16 protein-coding genes are annotated in these 22938 nt (G+C 41.1%); 6 read left to right on the top strand and 10 right to left on the bottom strand.

All coding sequences use genetic code 11. The features are described from left to right. Both dcd and apbC read right to left on the bottom strand, forming a co-directional pair. On the bottom strand, positions 1-600 hold the full coding sequence (dcd, locus tag CXF81_RS03245; RefSeq protein ID WP_101179944.1) for a dCTP deaminase: 600 nt from the start codon (positions 598-600) through the stop codon (positions 1-3). 108 nt (positions 601-708) lie between these two features. Continuing rightward, complete coding sequence (gene apbC, locus CXF81_RS03240; RefSeq protein WP_101179943.1) at positions 709-1842, bottom strand: iron-sulfur cluster carrier protein ApbC; 1134 nt, start codon at positions 1840-1842, stop codon at positions 709-711. Positions 1843-1963: 121 nt separating this feature from the next. Between apbC and metG the strand changes: the two genes are divergently transcribed. Further along, a complete protein-coding gene (gene metG, locus CXF81_RS03235; RefSeq protein ID WP_101179942.1) occupies positions 1964-4069 on the top strand; it encodes a methionine--tRNA ligase in 2106 nt (701 codons plus the stop codon). A 135-nt stretch (positions 4070-4204) separates the two neighbouring features. Here the strand turns inward: metG and recQ are convergent, their stop codons facing one another. Continuing rightward, on the bottom strand, positions 4205-6406 hold the full coding sequence (recQ, locus tag CXF81_RS03230) for a DNA helicase RecQ (protein ID WP_101179941.1): 2202 nt from the start codon (positions 6404-6406) through the stop codon (positions 4205-4207). 94 nt (positions 6407-6500) lie between these two features. After that, positions 6501-7262 (bottom strand): methyltransferase domain-containing protein, encoded by a 762-nt coding sequence (locus CXF81_RS03225; RefSeq protein ID WP_198556309.1) that lies wholly within the window; start codon positions 7260-7262, stop codon positions 6501-6503. 178 nt (positions 7263-7440) lie between these two features. On the opposite strand from CXF81_RS03225, the gene gloB reads away from it, so the two are divergent. Next, the gene (gene gloB, locus CXF81_RS03220; RefSeq protein ID WP_101179939.1) at positions 7441-8208 is read left to right on the top strand and encodes a hydroxyacylglutathione hydrolase; all 768 of its coding nucleotides are present in this window, start codon (positions 7441-7443) and stop codon (positions 8206-8208) included. Positions 8209-8343: 135 nt separating this feature from the next. Beyond that, positions 8344-9984, top strand: coding sequence for a LysM peptidoglycan-binding domain-containing protein (locus tag CXF81_RS03215; protein WP_101179938.1), 1641 nt, complete (start codon positions 8344-8346; stop codon positions 9982-9984). 130 nt (positions 9985-10114) lie between these two features. Here the strand turns inward: CXF81_RS03215 and cysS are convergent, their stop codons facing one another. Then, on the bottom strand, positions 10115-11503 hold the full coding sequence (gene cysS / locus CXF81_RS03210) for a cysteine--tRNA ligase (protein WP_101179937.1): 1389 nt from the start codon (positions 11501-11503) through the stop codon (positions 10115-10117). A 247-nt stretch (positions 11504-11750) separates the two neighbouring features. On the opposite strand from cysS, the gene CXF81_RS03205 reads away from it, so the two are divergent. The 3 genes from CXF81_RS03205 (at position 11751) to CXF81_RS03195 (ending at position 14130) form a co-directional block, all read left to right on the top strand. Continuing rightward, complete coding sequence (locus CXF81_RS03205) at positions 11751-12245, top strand: peptidylprolyl isomerase (RefSeq protein WP_101179936.1); 495 nt, start codon at positions 11751-11753, stop codon at positions 12243-12245. 29 nt (positions 12246-12274) lie between these two features. Continuing rightward, positions 12275-12997, top strand: a complete 723-nt coding sequence (lpxH, locus tag CXF81_RS03200) for a UDP-2,3-diacylglucosamine diphosphatase (protein ID WP_101179935.1) — start codon at positions 12275-12277, stop codon at positions 12995-12997. A 245-nt stretch (positions 12998-13242) separates the two neighbouring features. Then, a complete protein-coding gene (locus tag CXF81_RS03195) occupies positions 13243-14130 on the top strand; it encodes a hypothetical protein (RefSeq protein WP_101179934.1) in 888 nt (295 codons plus the stop codon). 56 nt (positions 14131-14186) lie between these two features. Here the strand turns inward: CXF81_RS03195 and miaE are convergent, their stop codons facing one another. The 5 genes from miaE to CXF81_RS03165 all read right to left on the bottom strand — a co-directional run bounded on the left by miaE (position 14187) and on the right by CXF81_RS03165 (position 22854). Beyond that, on the bottom strand, positions 14187-14993 hold the full coding sequence (miaE, locus tag CXF81_RS03190) for a tRNA isopentenyl-2-thiomethyl-A-37 hydroxylase MiaE (RefSeq protein ID WP_101179933.1): 807 nt from the start codon (positions 14991-14993) through the stop codon (positions 14187-14189). Positions 14994-15174: 181 nt separating this feature from the next. Next, positions 15175-16353, bottom strand: a complete 1179-nt coding sequence (locus CXF81_RS03185) for an MFS transporter (protein ID WP_101179932.1) — start codon at positions 16351-16353, stop codon at positions 15175-15177. A 23-nt stretch (positions 16354-16376) separates the two neighbouring features. Further along, positions 16377-18086, bottom strand: coding sequence for a serine hydrolase domain-containing protein (locus tag CXF81_RS03180; protein ID WP_232771761.1), 1710 nt, complete (start codon positions 18084-18086; stop codon positions 16377-16379). Between the two features lie 347 nt (positions 18087-18433). After that, positions 18434-20041 (bottom strand): sulfotransferase, encoded by a 1608-nt coding sequence (locus tag CXF81_RS03170; protein ID WP_101179930.1) that lies wholly within the window; start codon positions 20039-20041, stop codon positions 18434-18436. Between the two features lie 338 nt (positions 20042-20379). Further along, positions 20380-22854 (bottom strand): TonB-dependent receptor, encoded by a 2475-nt coding sequence (locus tag CXF81_RS03165; RefSeq protein ID WP_101179929.1) that lies wholly within the window; start codon positions 22852-22854, stop codon positions 20380-20382. Positions 22855-22938 lie beyond the last annotated feature (84 nt).

Raw genomic sequence — 22938 nt, 5'->3', positions numbered from 1 at the left:
CTATTCTCTATCGGTTCTATCGTCAGAACTGATACGACTAGCAATGGCACCTGTTTGACCTTTATACTTAGCGTCAACTCTCGCGTTGTAAGGTTTTTCGGCACTGCCACTGAGAACTTCAAAGCTAATAGCACCTATTTTCATCTTCGGCTTCAGTGCTAGTGGCAATTTACCACTATTAAAAAATTCCAGCACGATTTGGCCAGACCACCCCGGATCAATACGATGCGCAGTGACGTGTATCATTAAGCCTAATCTTGCTAAGGAAGAACGTCCATCCAACCAACCTACGATATTATCCGGTAAGGTAATAGATTCATGCGTAACAGCAATCGCGAGTTCACCTGGGTGCAGATAAAACGAATCGTTTTCACCTATGGTTATTTCGTCACTCATTACTGAATCAAGCGCTTTTTGCACGCTTCCTTTTTCACCACTCAAATCAATATAAGGCGCTGCATGGTCTTGAAATACCCTAAATTTATTGCTTAAGCGAACATCTACCGTTAGGCCGCTAATTTGATCATAGTCAGGTGTCGGGTCAATTTTAATTTTCCCTTCTTGAATATACTGGTAAATATCCCTGTCACATAAACGCATGCTTTGTTCCCCCAAGCTATATTGTCGGACGCGATCAATCTCAGTGCCGTATTATGATCACAGTTGGCTCAGGTTGCAACAGACTATTGTCTGCCTTTGTGCGTGCAACTAGCTTTTGTTTACAACCTGAATATTGACGCCATTTTTATCCTCCCCCGCAGTTTTATCTCGAGTAAGCTGATGTGGCTGCAAAATTGTGCCTACTTTTATCGATACCTTACGCGCAATGCTTTGATAAATTGAAGTTACATTACTGTCAGGTAATGCGTTTACAACAGGTTTTCCATTGTCAGCGTGTTCTCGTATGTCATTGCTTAATGGTAACTCCCCTAATACCTCAGTACCATGCTGCTCTGCCAAGAGGGCTGAGCCACCTTGGGAGAATGGATATGATTTTTCGCCACATTTACATTCGAAGTAGCTCATATTTTCAACTATACCAAGCACCGGGATCGCCAACTTTTCAAACATCGCGATGCCCTTTTTGGCATCTGCCGTAGCAATTGTCTGCGGTGTGGTCACAATCACCGCTGCCGACAACGGCACTTGTTGCGATAAGGTGAGATGAATATCGCCTGTGCCCGGGGGCAAATCAACAATTAAGTAGTCGAGTAATGGCCATTTTGTTTCATAAATCAACTGTTTAAGCGCTTTTGTTGCCATCGGCCCACGCCAAATTGAGGCACTTTCACCGTCAACTAAGTAACCAATCGAATTAGCCGCAATCCCTTCAACCATCAATGGATACATGGTGCGGTTATCTTTACTATCAGGATGCGCTTGGGGATTACCCAACATGATGGGAACGGAGGGCCCATAAATATCAGCATCTAATATTCCGACCCGAGCGCCCTCTTTTTGTAATGCATAAGCTAAGTTAACGCTCGTTGCCGACTTTCCTACGCCTCCCTTACCAGAGGAAACCGCAATCACATTTTTCACATTAGGAATGGGTGCAACCTTGGCTTGAGTAATAGGAACATTGAATGAAATCTCTATGTTGCACTTAGCAATGTTAGGTAATTTTTGCTGTAACGCTTTTTTTAAGGCGTCAAGCGTGCTTTTTACAGTGAAGCCTAAACTGATTTCGATAGTCTGTTTTTTGCCTATTGCATATTTTGCAGGATCAGCCAAAGCTACTATTGCATCAGTTTTTGTATATACACGGCCAACTGCATAGTAATCAGCTATCGCTTGTTCGATATCTTGAATTCTTTCTCTCTTGTTTTTCGAAAAAAACACTCTTTGCTCCTTAGACGCACTAAAACTGCTCAAAACAACCAATTACGTAATGCAAATTGGTGTTGTTTGGGCTACCATCTTGGCACATTTTTAATTTTGTGAAACTGACTAAAAATCATCTATGCCTACTACTTCAGCACAACCTGTTTCAAAACGTCGAATTCTGACTACTAGCGCCCTGCCATATGCTAATGGCTCTATTCACTTGGGTCATCTTTTAGAACATATACAAACGGACATTTGGACTCGTTTCCAGCGCATGCGAGGTCACGAATGTTACAGTGTTTGTGCGGATGATGCACATGGTACACCTGTAATGCTCAAAGCCCAAGAATTGGGTATTACACCAGAACAAATGGTTGAGCAGACACGTAATGAACACCACCAGGATTTGACTGATTTTCATGTAGATTACAATAACTATTATGTGACTCATTCGGCAGAAAACAAGGAGCTTTGCGAATTAGTATATAATCGACTGGATGAAGCCGGTTATATAAGCAAACGTATTATCAGTCAGTTGTACGATCCTGAAAAAGAAATGTTTTTACCTGACCGTTTTATTAAAGGTGACTGCCCTAGCTGTGGCGCTGAAAACCAAAATGGCGACAACTGTGATGTTTGCGGTGCAACGTATGACCCGACTGAAGTTAAAAATCCTCGTTCAGTCGTATCCGGCGCAACCCCTGTTTTAAAAGATTCCGAGCATTACTTTTTTGACTTGCCCAAGTTTGAAGAAATGTTGAAAAGCTGGATCCGCTCCGGTGCTATTCAAAACGAAATGGCAAATAAGCTGGAAGAATGGTTTGAGAAAGGTTTACAGCAATGGGATATTAGCCGCGATGCACCCTATTTTGGCTTTGAAATTCCAAATGCGCCAGGCAAGTTTTTTTATGTTTGGGTAGATGCACCTGTGGGCTATATGGCTAGCTTTAAGAATTTCTGTAACGCCAACGGTATTGATGACACTCCTTTTTGGGCAAAAGACACGGACACTGAGGTGTATCACTTTATCGGTAAAGACATTGCCTACTTCCATTGTTTATTTTGGCCTGCCATGCTCGATGGTGCTGGTTTTAGAAAACCCACTGGCGTTAACATTCACGGTTTCGTGACGGTCAACGGAGCGAAAATGTCAAAATCGACGGGCACCTTTATAAAAGCCCGAACCTATTTACAGCATTTAAATCCAGAGTATTTACGCTATTACTTCGCATCAAAATTGAATGATTCGGTGGCTGACATCGACTTAAACTTTGAAGACTTTGTATTAAAAGTAAATTCAGACCTTGTCGGTAAGGTGGTTAATATTGCTAGCCGCTGCGCAGGTTTTATTACCAAGCGTTTCGATGGCAAACTAGCTAACAACATCGAGGCTCCTGAATTGTTAGCTGAGTTTCAAAATGCCAGCGAGACGATTGCTAATTATATTGAAGCTCGTCACTATAACAAAGCAATACGTGACATCATGGCACTTGCTGACAAAGCAAACCAATATATTGATGGAAAAGCGCCTTGGGTAACGGTAAAAGACGAATCTAAGCAGGCACTGACCCACGATGTTTGCTCCATGGGTATTCATCTATTCAGAATATTGGTGATATATCTTACCCCAGTAATACCAAAGCTGTCAGAGCAAGCGCAAGCATTCCTCAACGATAAGTTTACTTGGGATAGCGCCCAAGAAGTTAAAATAGGTCACCCTATCAATAAGTTTAAAGCCTTATTGCAGCGAGTTGAAATGGATAAAGTGAATGCCATTATAGAAGACTCAAGAGGTAGCTTGGGTTTGCCAAAAATTGACGAGCCTAAAAGCGACAGCAAGACAAATACCAAAGCAAAGGAATCAAACGTTTTAAAAGACGATGGTTTAACGCCTCTAGAACGTGATCCTATTGCTGAAACCATTAGTTTTGAGGACTTCGCAAAAATCGATTTACGAGTTGCTCTCATTTGCAAAGCTGAACATGTTGAAAAAGCCGATAAACTTCTGCGCTTAGAATTAGATTTAGGTGGTGAGAAGAAACAAGTGTTTGCCGGTATTAAGTCAGCTTACAAACCAGAAGATTTGGTCGGTAAAATGACTGTTGTGGTAGCCAACTTAGCGCCCAGAAAAATGCGTTTCGGTATGTCAGAGGGTATGGTTTTGGCTGCGGGGCCTGGTGGTAGTGATTTATTTATTCTTGAGCCACATGATGGCGCGCAACCCGGCATGAAGGTTAAATAAAGAAAATCTATTTAAATAGATGTCAATGACCGGCTTATGTCGGTCTTTTTTTGCCTAAATACTCACTAAATTGAAATACATTCACTTTTTTAACTGCAGGTGCACTCAGGATATCATTCCACATGGCGTTACTTGTCAATGCAGATAAAAAGCGCGAAGCAGGTGCAATTGCTCGTATTTGATATTTTCACCTAAGGCTTCAAACACAGGTTTTAAACGCTCACTGCCATGTTCTTCAAATGCAGCAATACCGTCTTGAACTTGTTCCTGTGTCAATTTTGCTTCTTCTATCAGGCGTTCAGGCTTAACTAATTTATTTCCCAATTGTGCATATTTGTATAAATGACTATAGATGGTATTGTCTTTTACCTTAAGTAAGCGCGACAAGTCTGCCACTGATCTACCCTTCTCAAATTGCTCCACCACCTCTTTCGTTTTACTCCCTACGCTAGACGATTTTGCTATTTCCTTTTTAACCTGAGCGCTAGCTGTTTGCATATTGGCAAACTCATGCAGGTCATGCTGCACGCAGAAGTCGATAATGATTGATAAAAATAGCTCGGCGTACTTAAGCAGCTTGGCGCTACCTACACCATGAATTTGCAGCATGCTTTGTTCTGAGTGAGGCAGATAATATGCCATTTCTTGCAGGCTCCGGTCCGAAAAAATGGCATAAGGAGGCACATTCGCCTTATCTGCACTCTTTTTTCGTTCCGCTTTAAGCCGTGCCACTAAATCAATATTACCAATCACATCTGACGTTGACGCTGTCTGACGTTTTTCTGGAGTCGCTTGCTGCAACATGGCATAAAACGGCACTTTACCTTTTAACACATCAGTTGCTAACTGAGTCAGCTTTAAACCGCCAAACTGTTCATCTTGTTGAAGCATCTTCTTTTGAATAAGTTGTCGCGATAATGTCATCCACTGCTTTTTATTTAACTCGTTACCAATATCATAAGTTGATAATAGATTATGTTGATTTTGCAATACTTTTTCAGCATTTGACCCACGTAGTACATCCACGATGTGTCCAGCGCCAAAACGCTGACCGGTTCGGTGCACGCAGGAAAGAAACTTTTGAGCTGGAACAGTCAGATCTGACTTTTGCTTATCGTCATTCAAACAGTTATCGCACTTCACACACGTGTCGCTAACGTCGGGCTCACCAAAGTATTGGAGTAACGGCACGCGCCGACAATCTTCCGTTTCAGCTAAAGCAAGCATTTCGTTCAGGTGCATGGTAGCAAGTCGCTTTTCATGCTCATTATTCATTTGCTCAATAAAAAATCTGATTTTACCGGTATCACCGTAGCCAAATAGCAATAGACAGTCAGCATCCTGGCCATCACGACCCGCTCGTCCAATTTGTTGATAATAGCTTTCAATGTTTTTAGGTAAATCGTAGTGCACTACATAACGCACATCAGGCTTATTAATGCCCATACCAAAGGCAATAGTAGCAACAATGATGTCGGCATCGTCGCGCACGAACTGCTCTTGATTTGTCGCCCGTTTTTGGCTATTAAGACCGGCGTGATAAGGCAATACAGAATATCCATCTTGTTTAAGTTTCGCGGTCAATTCGTCGACGCCAGAGCGTGATTGACAGTAAACAATGCCCGATTGTTTTTCATGTTTATGTATAAAAGCTTTTGTTTGCGCATACGCCGACTCTTTTAGTGCGACTTCAAGATATAAATTAGGGCGGTCAAAACTGGCAATATACTCACTGTCATTGGTGATGTTGAGCTGACGTTTAATATCTTCACGAACCCTTGGCGTTGCTGTCGCCGTGAGGGCAATTGTTACGGCATCAGGGAAACAGGATACAAGGCGATCTAATTGACGATATTCTGGCCGAAACTCATGCCCCCACTCCGAAATACAATGCGCTTCATCAATAGCAATAAAAGGCACATTGATACTTTGCAATAAGCTAAGAATAGCCGGTTGAAGTGCTGTTTCAGGCGCCAAAAATAGAAGTTTAATTTTACCGTCTTTTAGACTCGCAATATTATCCTGATATACATCAGTAGTTAACGCACTATTTAGCATCACTGCCGGAATATCTAGCTCCACTAATTGCCTAACTTGGTCTTGCATTAATGAGATTAAGGGGGATATAACAATTGTCAGGCCATCAAAGACCATCGCGGGAATTTGGTAACACAAGGACTTACCTCCCCCTGTAGGCATTATGGCTAAGGTGTTACGTTGCTGAAGCACGCTGTCAATAATGTCTTGCTGCGTGGAACGAAATTGGTCAAAGCCAAATACATTTTTAAGAATGTGTTTGGCACTTTTCAATTTAGTTGTGTTCGTGGCTAACTTCATACTCAAAAAACAGTCCATGGTAGCTTATAAGATACGATTTCCACCATGGGTATTCGCAATATGAATTCATAACGGGTTGCTTTAATGTGCGTCGCTAGGTTACTTTTTTAGCAACTGTCGCCTGTGAATGTCCCACTCGAGCGCTAGCAGCAGCAAAATTCGGCTTTTTCACCTTCCATTTTGGTTTAATTGTCGACAGCGGTATTTCCCGTTTTCTCGCTACTAAAATATACATTGACGAAAAAGCCGGCAAGTAGCGTTTGCAAAAAAGTTGCAACTTTGAACCCGGTAAAAATCGTTTATTGGTGAACAACGATGAATACATTACATATTCTTGCTCAAGAATTTCAAAACCGAGTAATTGCAACCAATCTTTGATCCGTGCGCTGGTGAAAAATCGGCCTTGATGCAATAAGTTTTCTTTATTTATCGGCAAGTACTTTAACACTCCAGCTAAACTATACGGGTTGAACCCAGCAATAATCAACTGACCATTAGCAGTAATTGCGCGGTTAACTTCTCGCAAAATTTGATGTGGATCCTGAGCAAAATCCAGTTCGGCAGCCAATAAAAACGCATCAACCGAATTTTGTTGTAATGGTAGTTCTCTGGAAAAGCCGCGCACACTGACTTTTTCATGTTCTACATCAGTTATATTTACGACGTGTTTTATTGAGCAGTTTGGAATATTTATTTCGCTACTTAAACTACCCAGTCTCACAAAATGATAACCAAATATGCGCTCAACTATCGGCGCACATGCATTCTCGAGTTCAACTCGAATTTGTTCGCCTTGGCTGAGTGCCTTCCACGAATTCGGATATGGAGGCTTAGTGTCACTTAACGCTGAACGCATCACTAAATATTTACTTCCCTTAAACATAGTAAAATAGTAGTAACCAAGGTTATAGTGAAGGAGCATCGTTATGCAAGCGTAATCAGATTAATTTGCGAGATACTGCTCAGCATCGTCAATCATATTTACTAAACGCAGTAAACCGCAGCCTTCAACCACATCTATAAAATGAGTTTGTATGAATAATATTTTTGCTATTCCTGCCTTTTCCGACAATTACATATGGTGTATCCATGACAGCAAACATGCAATAGTTGTTGATCCAGGTGATGCATCACCCGTGATCAAAACACTGAATGAAAAACAACTGACCCTCACTCATATTCTCATTACGCATCATCACCACGACCATATCGGTGGTATTAAAGAGTTAAAGGAAACCTATCCTGAAGCTATCGTGTATGGTCCGCAAAATCCGCAAATTGACGGCATTGACCAACGGTTAAAGGAAGGGTCAAACATTGCTTTGCACAATCCTAATATTGACCTAAAAGTGATGGAAACACCCGGCCACACCATGGATCATATTGTTTTTTATAACCAGCAACTTTTATTTTGCGGTGATACTCTTTTCTCTGCTGGCTGTGGTCGCATGTTTGAGGGTACACCGGACGTATTTTACCGTTCATTGCAGAAACTAGCGCGACTACCTGAGCAAATAAAAGTGTATTGCACGCATGAGTATACGCTAGCAAACCTTGCCTTTGCTGCGCATGTAGACCCTGAAAATGACGTATTGCGCGACTATCAGACTTGGGCAACTGCGCAGCGAGAAAAAAACCAAATTACGTTGCCTAGTAATATTGCTGAACAAAAACAGATAAATCCATTCCTTCGTTGTAGTAGTCAAAAAATAAAACAAAACATTGAAAGTATCATGAACTTATCGACAGAGTCTGAAGTCGAAGTCTTCGCAGCACTAAGAAGCTGTAAGGACAATTTTTAATTAATCGCGAAATTTGCTATGATTGGTGCTTACAAAAGTTGCAAAAGCCTGAGCTATGAGCACGGAGATGCTTGATAGACATAATAAAAACGACATTGAAAAATAATTTAGTGCGCAACTAGAAACTGGGAATGAATGAAATATATTACAGCTTTATTGCTGCCCCTCCTATTGAGCGGCTGCGCGTCAACTGAGCAAAATACAAGTCAACAACAAATTGCTGAAGTCGTAGCGCCAGAACATGATGAATTTGCCTGTGTTGTCTCCGGCGAACTTGGTCAAGAGATGTGCGAAGCATCCAGCGAAGGCGTCTTACCAGTCATTCACCCGGCTGACCCCATTGAGTTAAATCTGAATGAAGAGACAGTGCCTGCACCAATACAAGTCACCGATACTTGGGATCGTGTGAGAAAAACCTTCACCTTTGATGTGCCTGATAGAAAACGTGTAAGTAATCAAAAAAATTGGTATTTGCGCCATCCGAGTTATATGAAGCGAGTATCAAAACGCGCTGAGCCCTTTCTTTATTATATTGTTCAAGAATTAGAAAAAGCTGGAATGCCTACCGAACTGGCCCTTTTACCGATAGTAGAGAGCGCTTTCGACCCCTTTGCATATTCGCATGGTCGAGCCGCTGGTATGTGGCAGTTTATACCAAGTACCGGCAAAAGTTATGGTATGAAACAAACTTGGTGGTATGACGGGCGTCGTGATGTTATTGCTTCGACCGAAGGTGCTATAAAATACCTTCAACGCTTGCATCAAATGTTTGACGGCGATTGGCTGCACGCACTAGCTGCATATAATAGTGGTGAAGGACGTGTCATGCGTTCTATTCGCAAAAATAAGCGTCGCGGTAAACCAACTGATTTTTGGTCTCTCGACTTGCCTAGGGAAACACGTGCCTACGTACCTAAACTGTTAGCACTTGCCGACATATTGGCAAATAAAGAGTCTTATGCATTCGACTGGCCAACTATTAATAACCAAGCGGTCATTGAAATTGTGGATGTAGGGTCACAAATTGATTTAGCGGTTGCTGCTAAAAAAGCAGGACTAACCACCAAAGAACTACACTCACTCAATCCAGGATATAACCGCTGGGCGACGGATCCGGATGGTCCCCACAGACTCGTTGTTCCGCGTCGACTTGCGCTGGAGTTTACCGCCGCATTGGCTACAACGGACCCACAAGACAGGTTAAATTGGGTTCGTCATAAAGTAAAATCAGGTGAAAGTTTAGGCTTAATAGCAAATAAATATAACACAACGATTGATGTCATTCAGAACATTAATGGCATGAAAAACAACGTGATATATACAAATGATTTTTTGTTGGTGCCAATTGCGTTGAAAAGTATGGATGAGTATTCACTTTCAGCTGACCAGCGACTCGCTCGTACACAAGCGGAAAAGAAAGGTGCATACCAGCTAACACACAAAATTAAGAGTGGAGACACTTTTTGGGATCTATCACGTGCTTACAAAGTGTCTGTGCGAGACTTAGCAAAATGGAATGGCATGGCACCGCGTGACCCATTAATGCCAGGCAAAGAACTGGTCGTTTGGGTTAATCAGGTGTCTGAACAGCCAACCGACAACAGCATTATGCGCACACTCACCTACACCGTGCGCAACGGTGATTCATTGTCCCGGATAGCAGACAAGTTCAATGTCAAAATCAGTGATATTACGAAGTGGAATAGCCTAAATGGAAAGCGGTATCTGCAACCTGGTCAAAGGCTAAAATTGCATGTCGACGTCACTCGCACCTAAAGTAAAATCAAAACGATGATTGGACTTGACGATAAAGTGGCGCCGTTACCCATTAAGCAAAAGAACGCATTTAGAGCAATGCGCCCTTGTTAAAAGCGCTTGGTGTCTGGGAATGCCTTTTTTTAGCTGTTTACGCTTTTCTCCAAGTCGTTCCGGTAGGACCATCCTCAAGCACTACACCCATTTCATTTAAACCATCGCGAGCGGCGTCGGCTGAAGACCAGTCTTTGTTTTCTCGTGCAGTGTTGCGTTGGGCTATAAAAGCGTCAACCTTCGCAGCAAATTCATCACCGTCTTCGCCTGCGATATTGCCTTGTAAATAATCAGTCGGGTGCATTTGTAGAATTCCTAAAATAGCCCCTAGCTTTTTCAAAATACCCGCAAGGTCTTTGCCTACATCTGGGTCAGTGGCTTTGTTTAAGTCCTTAGCTACATCGAACAACACCGAAAATGCAATAGGCATATTGAAATCATCGTTCATTGCCGTTTCAAATCGGGCTAAATAACCACCCTGCGACAAGTTTACGTCCATATTTGGCAGCACATCACGTAATGACGTGTACAATCGCTCAAGTCCAGCTTTGGCTTGTGAAATGCTATCCTGAGAGTAGCTTAATTGACTGCGATAATGAGCCGACATTAGGAAAAATCTCAGGGTTTCAGGGTCATGTACTTTTAATACATCACGTAAAGTAAAAAAGTTACCCAACGATTTAGACATTTTCACGTCATCTACCTGCACCATTCCCGCATGCATCCAGATATTGACGTAAGGTGTTTCAAATGCACAACATGACTGCGCAATTTCATTTTCGTGGTGTGGAAACATCAAGTCTGAACCGCCACCATGTATGTCAAAGTGCGCACCTAAGTGTTTATAGTTCATCGCTGAACATTCGATATGCCAACCGGGACGCCCGTTACCCCAAGGTGACGCCCAACTAGGCTCATCAGGTTTTGCTGACTTCCATAACACAAAATCAAGGGGATCGTCTTTATCGCTGCTGGTTTCAACGCGAGCACCCATGTTTAGCTGAGACAAATCTTGCTTGCTCAACCGACCATATTGCTGATCCGAACTAACATCAAACAAGACGTCACCCGATGGCGCTTGATAAGCATGGTTTTTATCAACTAAACGTTGAATAATATCCACTATTTCATCCATATGTTGAGTGACACGTGGTTCGATGTTTGGCTCTAATAGGTTTATTGATGCAAAGTCTTGATGCATCATGGCGATGGTTCGTTCGGTTAATTGATCTGGCGTTTCGTTGTTAGCGATGGCTCGCTGAATAATCTTGTCATCAACATCAGTAATGTTGCGCACATAATTAACATCATAGCCAACGTGACGGAGGTATCGCACCATAATATCGAAACTCAGATAAGTTCGAGCATGGCCCATATGACAGAGATCATACACGGTAATTCCGCACACATATAAGCCGACCTTATTCTCAACTATTGGAGTAAAGAGCTCTTTTTTGCGCGTTAAAGTGTTGTAAATCTGTAGCATGTTTTTTGCTTACCTCATGGTGTTGTTAATTAGCTTTAATTTGTAATTACGTTAAGATTGGAGGAATTCTAGCATCGACACCATAAATGTGAACCGATATTATCAATAATACCGTAAAAACGTCAGCATCTCATTGGTCTTACCGGCATTTTACGCTACCATTGCGCTATTCAAATTTCATGTTTTTGGCTTTTGTCCATGCTAAGTCAAAAACGGTTCAAAAAATCAATTTTTACAGGACAAGACAATGGTTATTTTAAAAACAAATCACGGCGACATTAAGTTGGCGATGTTTACAGAGGCTGCGCCAAACACAGTGGCAAACTTTTTGAGCTATGTTGAAGAAGGCTTTTACAATGGAACCGTATTTCATCGCGTAATCAGTAACTTTATGGTTCAAGGTGGAGGTTTCGAACCAGGTCTTGAGCAAAAGACACCAAAAGCAGCTATCGAAAACGAAGCTGACAACGGTAAAAGTAACAAACTAGGTACCCTTGCAATGGCTCGAACTAGTGACCCTCATTCAGCCACAGCTCAATTTTTCATTAACGTGAAAGACAATGACTTTTTAGACTTTACGGCGGCTAATTCACAAGGCTACGGTTATTGCGTTTTTGCTGAAGTGGTTGAAGGCATGGACATTGTTGAAAAAATCAAAGGTGTGACTACGGGTAACATGGGTATGCATCAAGATGTACCATTGGAAGATGTGATCCTTGAATCTGCAGAAATTGTTGAGTGATTTCAACCTAAATCATTAGGTTAATAAGGATGTCTGTCACCTACTTTATCTCGGATCTGCATTTAAGTGCCGATCGGCAAGATATTAACGACTGCCTGTTTCGCTTTTTACAAACGGAAGCAGTCGATGCTGATGCTTTGTACATATTAGGCGATTTGTTTGAGGTATGGATCGGGGATGATGACATCACGCCCTTTTCTGAAAGCATTGCAAAAGCCTTAAAAATGGTAAGTACAACAGTGCCCATTTACTTTATTCACGGCAATCGAGACTTTGCTATTCGCCAATCTTTTGCGCGCCGAGCGGGCATGACTATTCTCCCTGAGCAGCACGTAATCGATCTGTATGGCCGCAAAGCGTTATTGATGCATGGCGATGAACTTTGTACTCGAGATATTGAATATCAAAAGTTTCGTAAAAAATCTCGCGGTTGGTGGTGGCCTAGACTCATGTTGTTGCTACCATTGAAAATGCGGCAAAAACTGGCAACAAACGGTCGTCAAACAAGCATAGAAAATCAAAAACAACTTACCGCTGAGATTATGGACGTGACCCAAAGTGAAGTAGCGTCAGCGATGCAACAGCATCACGTTGATTTACTAATACATGGCCATACACACCGTCCTAAGGTGCATGAATTCACTCTTGATAATAAATTCATGAAACGCATTGTATTGGGTGATTGGTATGATCAAGGCAGTATACTCATTGCTGATAAACAACAGTTATCTTTGCAAAACCGTATTTTCTAATTGCTTGTTGTCATTTATCGTTCATTTCCAGTCTAGACCGCCACATAAATAAGCGCGACGGCACTTAATTTAGTCCTAATTTAGTCCTAATTCTCGTATTTATCTTGCTTGGTATCATGAAAACATTTGTAAACTAATCCATTCCTCTCTATCATTCTTGGCGAGTTAATTAAGTTGATAAGTTTGTATCGCGCTATGCGGGTTGTTAGCGCTAAACCCCATAGAGAATAGAAAGGACATCAATAATGTTCAACCGCAGCATCAAGTACTTAGTACTGGTGATTATTAATATCGTGATTATTGCCATATTGGTAATGGATGATGACCAAAACTCAGATGTGTTCGATACAGACTATGTCATTAACCTCTTGGATAATAGCAAGCAGTTAGAGAGACAGGTAACGAACCTCACTGCACAAAACAAATTCTTAGAAACCTCAAGTGAAAATGTTCAGCGACAAATCATGCAAACCCGATCCATGATTGATGGTAATGTTGAAAGATTGCAGCAATGTAAAAGCGAACAAGCTTCAATGGTTGCACTGGCTGAACAGCAATCGTTACAGCGCAGTAAAATGGCTTCCTCACAGTCCTTCAGTGCACAAGTATGCAGTGATAACGCCGTACAAGTGAGCTTTTTGAATAAACAAATGATCTCACTGAAAGAACAATTAACGGCTGCGAATGCTGCGGCACGTTCTGCCAACACTGAAAAACAAATAATGCAAAGTAAGCTCAAAAAACTGAATTCGAGTGTAGAAAAGTTTGCTGAAGAAAAGAGACTACTGCAAGAAATTAATCAGCAACTAGAAAGTGACTTGTCGAGCAATATTTATGTAAAGCAAATATACACGGCTCCAACCTACTGCCAACCGCCTCGCTTTGAGGAATTAGTTTGTGTTCAGCGCTTACTAGTGCGCCCGCAATTCAGTAAGACACCATTTACTGACGTGCAAACAACATTAACTAACCCGAGAGGAAAAGTGGTTGGTAAGTTTAGTTTTGAGGCAACGAAAGCGAAATTAGTTAACTTCCCCTTCCCTGAGGATACTGAGCAGCCTGCAGGCGAATATACAGTCAGCTTTGTGGTAGATGGTCAGACATTATTAGAAAAAATAATACTGGAGCACTAGTCAAACTCATGGCAGAGGCTTATCGCTTTAACAACCCGAGCCGTTAGATGAGTATTTTAGGCCGCTGTCGTATTAGTCAGCCTAGTTTTTGGTAATATCAAGCTACCGGGGGCGCCACTATGAAATCGAAACTCGCCGCTATCTGATGAATGAATAAGGTCAGCTTCAACGTCAGCAAACACAGCGACACGTGCTGAAATATCGTTTCCTGCTATGGATTCAGCCAACACAAGATAATCTTCAAAATGCCGCGCTTCGGAGCGCAATAGTGACATATAGAAGTCACCTAACTTAGTATCAACATGTGGCGCTAGTTTTGCGAAACGTTCGCAAGAACGAGCTTCAATAAAGGCACCACAAATCAGTTTATCGATAAGTGCATCGGGTTCGTGGGTTTTTACATGACGCAACATACCTTTTGCATAACGACTTGAAGAGATGTTTTCATAAGGAACTTGGTAGTATTCCATCATCTCTAACACTTGATAAAAATGATGAAGTTCTTCCTTTATCAACATGACCATTTTGTCTATTAAGTCTTGCCCGTATACCGAGTTCTGCGCAGGCATCATCGATTTGCTTAACTTGTTGTGCTTTGCTAATAAACGCCAATCGCCCTGCATTCGATACGTAAAGTCTTCATATGGCTTTAACCACTGCAATAAAGCCTGACTGCTCTCTTTATCTACCGCGTAGCGACGGATTAAAAACATGGCGCTTTGCGCCGCTTTTAACTCGCAAATCAAATGATCGAGCAGTATTACTGATAAGTTCGCTGGCTTGATGGCCTCATCAATCCAACTTTGCGGGCTTGGGCATTTTAAAAAGTGATTAATTGGGGATAACAGTTTTTCAGTCGTCAATTATTTAGCTTCTTCATTGTAAATACTTTATGGTTGCGGAGCTTACCATACATTTATTATATGCCACGATATGGTGTCCATATCGAAAAACAAAAGTCCGTCAATATCCCTACATTTATTCATCTACGCCCTTTGCGCTAAGAATTGTACAATGTTTTATTGCGCACAAGGCCCAGCCTATTTATGGGTGCTTTGCGTCCAATACTTTAGCTGGTTTTATGACACATATCGCACAAAGGATTAAGGTAACAACCGCCACATTAATTACCAGGTCGTATTGTTCACCCGTCAATATAAGTGCGCCCACCATAGGGCCTGAAGCCAATCCCACTTTAGATGCAAATCCACCCATAGCGGCTAATTGCCCTGCTTTATCTAACTCCGAACAAATACCAAACATATAAGGCAATGCGAACGCCCAAGTCACTCCAATAATTATATTTGCAATTAAGTAGATTTGAGCGCTATCGCTATAATGTAGCAACAAACTGCATAATGCGGTGCTTAGAATTGACGTCACTAAGGGGATAGTTCGTCCGTATTTAGTTCCTATAATAATGACTAAAAATGGTCCTATTAAAGCTAACCAACTTGCCGAAGCTAGGGCTGGACTCATAAATTCGATGCTCAAACCTTGTGCTTTTCCTAATCCAATTATGTACGCAAACAATCCCATATTTGCAGCCTGAAACAGGAAAATAGCGACCAAATTTAAAAGCAACAGGGTTTTACTCAATTGTGTCTTAGACTGCTCAGTAGATCGATTTTGCTCTACTTTATAATTGGGAATGAATGGCATCATCAATAACGTGACTAAGGTAAAAGCGATTAAAGACAAAAATAAAGCCGCAGTTCCAAAACTTGGCACTAATTCAGGTAGGAACATCAAACCGAAACCGCCTAAGCTCCATTGAATAAATAGCAGATAACCAAAGGTTTTGTCTGCTTCACTAGTGCGAGAAATGATGCCAAATCCTATTCCTACTAGCAATCCACCGGTTAAACCATGTATAAACCGGACAACAACCATTAACGTAGGGTCCTCTATAAAAATACAAATGCCGTCTATCACAAGCAAGCTTATTAATAAAGCATATGACAATACACGCCAGTTAATCCGTTTAATTAAAAAAACCGCTGTTAACGCACCAATCGCAGCTCCGTATAAGTTGGCAGAACTGACAAACCCAGCCTGTTGATTGGTAAAAGCTAAGCCCTCTTTTAAACCGCTCACTACAGCCGGCATAATATTGATGTAAAAGATGCCCGCTGTAGTTAAGAAAGCCAGAAAAACGCGCGCCAGCATGCTGTTAGCACCGACTTTGTATTTTGAAATAGTATGAGTATCACTGTTTAGCATTTATCTCTCCTGTGCGGGTACATCTAATTATCTGCTGTGACGCTTGGACAGATAAGATTCAATTTTTGAAGTTCGGGAATGGCTTCAGACCAATCAAAGTGAAAACTATCACTTACGTAGTAATAAACAGACGATTTAGCCAACAGCGCGATCGTTATTCCTCCGTAGCCAGACATAAACGGTATCCACTGTGGCTTTTTACAAACTGACTTATTTGTGGTTTTTCTCGCCCAAAATCCATGTTGGTAACGAATATGGCTATAGTAAGTAGTTAATCCCGGCTTTTGTGGTTTTTTTTGTAACGCTGCTTGAAGTGGATCCTGTGCCAAAACCGAAGAGTTAACATCAACTTGTGCCTGCTGAATAACAAAACGGCTCAGTCTTGCTAGGTCATCCCTAGTAAAAAATAAACCATAACCCACGTATGGCTGGCCGCTCAGATCAGAGGTTCGTCGACTTTGGGCACTCACTTGGCTAAGGCCCAATGGTTTAAATATCTTTTCATACAATACATCACTGAATAAATCGGCTGTCTTTCCCAACTTCTCTTTTACGTAAGCACTTAAACCCGCGCCTAGCAGGTAGGTATCTGATGTGTGGTAGACAAATATCTTTCCTGGTTTACTTTTACGTGAAAAGTGACCGCACGCAAATTCGAGTCTTTGCTCATTTGTTTTAGCAGTAAAGAATACTAGTTTTTGTGGAGAAGCTTCATCCGCAGAATACGTCGCCGATTCATAATGGCCTGTACTCATGTCCAATAAATTGGAAAAAGTAACATCATCCCAGCTATCACCAGCGCACTGTTTTATCCATTTGCTGATTGGCTGAGAAAATACATCTCCATATTCTTTTTCAAGGTAAAACATAGCGGCAGCAGCAAATAATGATTTGGCAGTTGAATATGAAGGCAATACCATTTGATCACAAAACGGATAATTACCCGCTCGAGTTTGACAATCTGATACATAGTGTACATCACCTAACAACACACCATATGCCGTCATATCGTTAGGCGAAATTCCACTTGATAAGGCTAACATCTCAGGACGTATTTGGTTAGCTTGCTGTGTAATCATCGCAATTGGTTTTGTTCTGACTCTGTGCTTTTTCTCGATCGCATACTGAGTAATATTCTTTTCTTGATCTGCATCCTTTAAGAACGTATTTGTCACAACCCCACGCCCCCAGAAGTCAGCTTTAAAATACGCACATGTCTCACTGCTAATTTGAAAGTAAAAATAGCCCTCAGCAGAATCGCTATCAAAAACGAGCACACCGTTGTGTGTGCAGTTTTGATTTTTTTCGACTAAGGTAAAAGGCATACTTACCCTTTTAATTTCCTCTCCTAAGCTTGCGGGCCAGATTTCACCAACGCCAAGAATATAATCCCAATACGGGCTATCGGAAACCACTAAATGTCTTATACTCGGGATCACCTCACCCGCTTCGTTTTGCACCCAGTCAAATGAGATATTTGGGATCGTATGCCGCCCATCCCTAATCTTTTCTCCTGTCACTATATTAACCAACGCTGACATTTCGGGTCTCATTGAAATGCGTGTTCTTCCCTGCCTAATTGCAAGTTTAGTATTTAAGGGAGGAGGATTAAGAAAAGACATTGAAATAGGGGCAGCCGGCACTGCGTGTTGGTTTTTAAGTATCTCATCTAAAGTTACTGAGAAGGCAGAAATACTAGCCGTCATAAAGGTAAGCAATAATATTAAACGCATAAGATACCTTCGACTTCAAAACTCCGTTCTAGGATGCATAACGGTTTATCAGAATAATGCCAATGAGCAAGATAATTAGCGCATGAGCTTAGCTTAACTTGATGACTTATTACATTAAATTCCTGCCTCAGTTTTGCTGCACCGAGATTGTTACCTAGGCAGAACTGCGGTTGAAATCCAGTCATTGAGAAGTCATTCATACATACTCACTCTATATCACTTTTAGCGTAACGTTGTTATTCAGTGCATTTACTTTCCAACATATCCCCTGCCTTGAGTAGTACCAGTTTTATGACAGCTATGGTGCCAGATTATTTTTTTGAACACGCTTGCTTATAAATTCATGTTTAATCACACGATATTCCAGCCTGCTCCAACATCATTTGCAAAGGTTGAAGTTGCTGACTATATTCACGCCATCGGTCAATTGAGGTGTCATAGATGGGTAGCCTTACTTGAGCTGCACTGGCCGTCGTTGATGCAGTGTTGTTTTCATGGAATCGTAAACATTGATCCTGCCACGGCAAATCACAAAATGTTAATAACGCCTGACTCTGAGCTTCCTGATTATGGACTATGTCTTCATATTTTAAATCATACATTACGCCTGGGATAACCGTTTTCCAATGTTGAATCAATCGATGATAGGCAATGTAGTACTTTGCTAAATCCTGTAAATCGTAAGAAAACGGATAAGCATCCTTGAACAGTTGTTTATATACAGCGTAACAAGCAGCCATTGGGTGTCGAGTCATATTAATTATTTTCGCATTAGGTAATGCTAAATGAATTAAACCGGCATACAACATATTGATTGGAAGTTTATCTATAAACCTTTTAGTATGACCTGTGGAAGGCTTTGTACTGTTAATATAGTTTATTCCTAAGCTAGCAAAATCTACTGAGGCACTTTTTTTAACCAGTTCGGTAAGTGATAATTTTGATGTATCAGTATTCATATTAATCTGTTTTACTAATTCGAGACTAAAATTACTCAACTCTCCCGCAGCATATACATCGCTGTGGCTTCCTAAAATACGCTCTACCAAAGTCGTCCCTGTGCGCGGAAGTCCAATAATAAAAATAGCTTCCTCATTTGAATTACCCACAATATTTCTTTCAAACATCTCTTTTTGGTAAGTGTTTTTTATGACATTAATTGTGTTAATTTCACTATTTACGTCATAAGACATTCGAGCACGGCGATTGTTAGCGCCCTGCTGAAGATAGTTAAAAGATTTTTTAAATTCGCCAAGATCATCACATTCTTTAGCTAAACCATAACAAATATTGACTTTACCCTGCACCGGCAATTTTTTATCTTCTAAGACACTTTCTAATTCTTGGATATGATTAGATTCTTTAGTTTGCTTGCGCAACGAAGAACGCATTGCCTGAGCTTCAAAGTCGAACGGATTTAACGCTAGACATTTATCTAAAACCGTCTCTGATTCTTTTATTTTACCTGCGAAACGAAGTCCAGTAGACAAATTATAAAGTAGTATAGGATTTTCAGGATCCAAGGAAACCGCTAATTCGGTCTGTAACAATGCTTCTTTTCGTAGTTCCTGCACCCCCAGCAACATCGCGGTCTTATCTAGTACATAGAGGCTTAATTGTTTTTTCCATTTAGTAATATTACGCTGATTCGTTTTCGCAATTTCAAGTAGTAACTCTCTGGCTTCAACCAGTTTTTGCATCGCAAGCAAACATTCAATTTTTTGTAATGTGACTCTTGGTTCCGCTGGTTGCAGCGCTAAAGCATGGTCAATTGAGAGCAAACTAGTTTCAGGTTTATTTAATTTAAAATAAAGCTCGGCAGTAATATGCCAACCCTCAAAAAACCTCGGAAACTGAACATTAAGTAACCGACAGGCCTCAATAGCCTGTTTAACGTTCTTACTTTCCAAAGACTGAACCGCAATTTGATATAATTGATTTTTAGTATATTGCACTGCTAAGACTCTTAAATTTGCTAATATTTATTGTAAAGAAAACTCGATATGGACAAGATTACCACCCATGAAAGTAAGTAGCACTTTGGTTTCTGACATTCTACTTACTCCACATCAAACAAATTCTTATCTAAAACGATTATATCTATAAACTGACCGCCACCTGATGATCCAGTCGTATTTTGTGCAGCATTAACATGGATTCCACGGCTACTAAAGAGATCAACCTTAGTGTGTCCTGCTTATTTTTTCATTATTTTATAATTCTTTGTTACCACATTGGGTGAGATTAAAAAGCCGAGATATTCTCGGCTTTTTAAGTAATAACGAAGGAATTATTAAAAGAAATAAGAACCATATACGGTGACCGTTCTTGGAGTCGATATAAAGTCTTTCTGGCCCGTTCCAGAGAAGTTATAGAAGGAGCCATCTCCACCCATATATTCTTCTGTAAACGTTCCCGTTGTGCCTTTTTCATTAGTAATATTCTTTATTGCTACACCAATCGTCCAGCTATCTGCTACCACTGTAAACGACGCATTCAACATAGAGAATGACGGCAGCGTTTGTGCAAATCGATCGCCTTCAAATACACTAAGAATTGAGTTTTCAGAAGACGACTGATAGTAATAGCTAACCCGACTATCTAAATAGAGATCACTCGTCAACGTTTGATAATTAGTAAGCGCTAAATTGAGCGTATTCTTCGCAGTACCAGGTAAAGTATCACCATCTAAGGCTTGAAGTCTTGATGCACCATTAGTCGTATAATCAGCATCATGCGTAAAGAAATCGGCCGTTAGCGCTGCATCAACATAGGTATAACCACCAGACAAGGTCGTCGTCTCAGTAAGCGACCAAGTGAATTCGGTTTCAAGCCCAACACTTTTAGCACTTTCACCGTTTGCTACAGCAAAATAAAAGCCAGATGGTGTTGACGTATTTAATTGAGGATTAGACCAGTCAACATAAAACAAATTGGCCGTGTATCTAAGGCTATCTGTACTACCTTTAACACCAAACTCATAATTGATCACGGTATCTACAGCAAAAGAAGCCCACTCTGGATCATTAGGATCTTGTTGTGCCTGACCTACATCACTTTCCTCGGTCCTAACTGGCGCAGCATTTGATCCACCGCGGCGATAACCTTCTGATATGGTGCCGTAAATCATCATGTTGTTACTTAGTTTATAAGAAATATTTCCTTTAAATAAGATATCGCTGTCTTTTTGTTTATCTTCAACTAATTGCCTCTGTATACCAAAAATTGGAAAGCCAGTTTGTGATACAACGTCTGACTCATTCTCAAAATAACGGAATCCAACACTTGCTTGTAATTTATCGCTAACATGGTACGTGATTTCACCAAATGCGGCGGTATCTTCAAAGTCATTGGCATAGGTCCAAAGAAATGATTCCGCTGGATTATTGCTTAAATCGTAAAAATTACCTAAATAGGCACTGGCTAACCTAGGATCAAGTCCTGCCGCTATGCGCCAATCAGTGAATCCGCGGACTTCAGTAGATTGTCGAGCTGTTGTATCTTTTTGCTGGTAGTAAAGACCAGCAACCCAATCAATATTACTGTCATCGGAATTAGAGACTAAGCGTACTTCTTGTGTAAATGCTTCTGAGGTATTATCGCGTATTGCGGCAAAAGCTAAACGAGGCATATTTCCATACCCATACCAATAAGCAATGCTGTTTGTAATCTGGAAACCAGTATTATCAGCTACTTGATGGTATTCACGCTCACTGAAAGAGCTACTCGAACTTAAAGTCGCAAAACCAAGATTATATTCTACCTCTAAGCTGAGTACTTCATTGTCACTTGATGCGGGTTCTAATAGCGCTGCGCCAAGCTCATCATCAGCATAGTTTTCACCGTTAAGTGCATTAATTCCTGTACTGACTGCGCGGCGAGCACCAAAGTCACCACTTTGATTCATATAAGTGAATAGTGCATTAAAATCATCAGATGGCTCAAACAACACTGAAACACGCTGATAATCAATTTCAACGGTATCAGCATCCGTAATAGATTGAATAATAGGGCCGCCTAAGACAAAGTCACCGCCTTGGGAAACCGGTGAGCCACCATCATCTACTTGATATGCATTTACATAATCAATCACACCATCATTAGAGATTGTCCCTAGATTAAAACGGATTGCAAAGTCATCATTAAGAGGCATATTTAACATGATATTTGCAGACTGATTATTACCATCAGAACCGTCAGTTTGGCCATATGTGCCATCAATTTTGCCATAAAATCTAGATACATCAGGTCTGTTCATAATATAACGCACCGTTCCACCTAATGAACCTGAACCATAAAGTGTTCCTTGTGGTCCGCGCAGAATTTCGACACGCTCGATATCTTTTAGAATAAAGTTACCAAATGCAGGGGTGTCGTTCACATAAGTACTTACGGTTGGATCGGTTAGGAATACGGCATCCGTTCCTGACAGGCTAAGGTTTAGGCCTCGAATAGTAATGGCATTGTTATTTGCAGCTGCTCGCCCACCACCGTCAGGCACAGATATACCTGGCATTTCACGCAGCAAGTCTGCAGTATCAACCCAGCCAGCAGCATCAATTTCTTCTTGACCCACGGCTGAAATATTAAATGGGACTTCTTGAATATTTTGCGCTCGGCGGTTCGCTGTAACTTCTATAATTTCCATTCCCTTTTTCACTGCTGGCTCGACTTCTTGAGCGTGCACACTAGCAGAAGACACGGACATAAATATTGCTGTACTAACAGCTCCCGATATTATTGACTTATTAAATGTAGCTGCTTTCATGTTGTGGCTCCAGATAGTGTAAGGATGTTTTACGCATTTTTGAGACTAAACTAGCCTTTATATTTTTCGTAGTGCCAGTTTTGC

Source organism: Glaciecola sp. 33A (assembly GCF_002836745.1).
GTDB lineage: Bacteria > Pseudomonadota > Gammaproteobacteria > Enterobacterales > Alteromonadaceae > Glaciecola.
This window is presented reverse-complemented; position numbering and strand designations above follow the sequence as displayed.

What these genes read in the sequence shown, in the direction of transcription:
- CXF81_RS03185 (WP_101179932.1), bottom strand. Translation starts at nt 16,353, where the DNA reads ATGCTAAACAGTGATACTCATACTATTTCAAAATACAAAGTCGGTGCT.
- cysS (WP_101179937.1), bottom strand. Translation starts at nt 11,503, where the DNA reads ATGCTACAGATTTACAACACTTTAACGCGCAAAAAAGAGCTCTTTACT.
- CXF81_RS03165 (WP_101179929.1), bottom strand. Translation starts at nt 22,854, where the DNA reads ATGAAAGCAGCTACATTTAATAAGTCAATAATATCGGGAGCTGTTAGT.
- CXF81_RS03225 (WP_198556309.1), bottom strand. Translation starts at nt 7,262, where the DNA reads ATGCGTTCAGCGTTAAGTGACACTAAGCCTCCATATCCGAATTCGTGG.
- metG (WP_101179942.1), top strand. Translation starts at nt 1,964, where the DNA reads ATGCCTACTACTTCAGCACAACCTGTTTCAAAACGTCGAATTCTGACT.
- CXF81_RS03180 (WP_232771761.1), bottom strand. Translation starts at nt 18,086, where the DNA reads ATGCGTTTAATATTATTGCTTACCTTTATGACGGCTAGTATTTCTGCC.
- lpxH (WP_101179935.1), top strand. Translation starts at nt 12,275, where the DNA reads ATGTCTGTCACCTACTTTATCTCGGATCTGCATTTAAGTGCCGATCGG.
- recQ (WP_101179941.1), bottom strand. Translation starts at nt 6,406, where the DNA reads ATGAAGTTAGCCACGAACACAACTAAATTGAAAAGTGCCAAACACATT.
- dcd (WP_101179944.1), bottom strand. Translation starts at nt 600, where the DNA reads ATGCGTTTATGTGACAGGGATATTTACCAGTATATTCAAGAAGGGAAA.
- CXF81_RS03195 (WP_101179934.1), top strand. Translation starts at nt 13,243, where the DNA reads ATGTTCAACCGCAGCATCAAGTACTTAGTACTGGTGATTATTAATATC.
- CXF81_RS03215 (WP_101179938.1), top strand. Translation starts at nt 8,344, where the DNA reads ATGAAATATATTACAGCTTTATTGCTGCCCCTCCTATTGAGCGGCTGC.
- gloB (WP_101179939.1), top strand. Translation starts at nt 7,441, where the DNA reads ATGAATAATATTTTTGCTATTCCTGCCTTTTCCGACAATTACATATGG.
- CXF81_RS03205 (WP_101179936.1), top strand. Translation starts at nt 11,751, where the DNA reads ATGGTTATTTTAAAAACAAATCACGGCGACATTAAGTTGGCGATGTTT.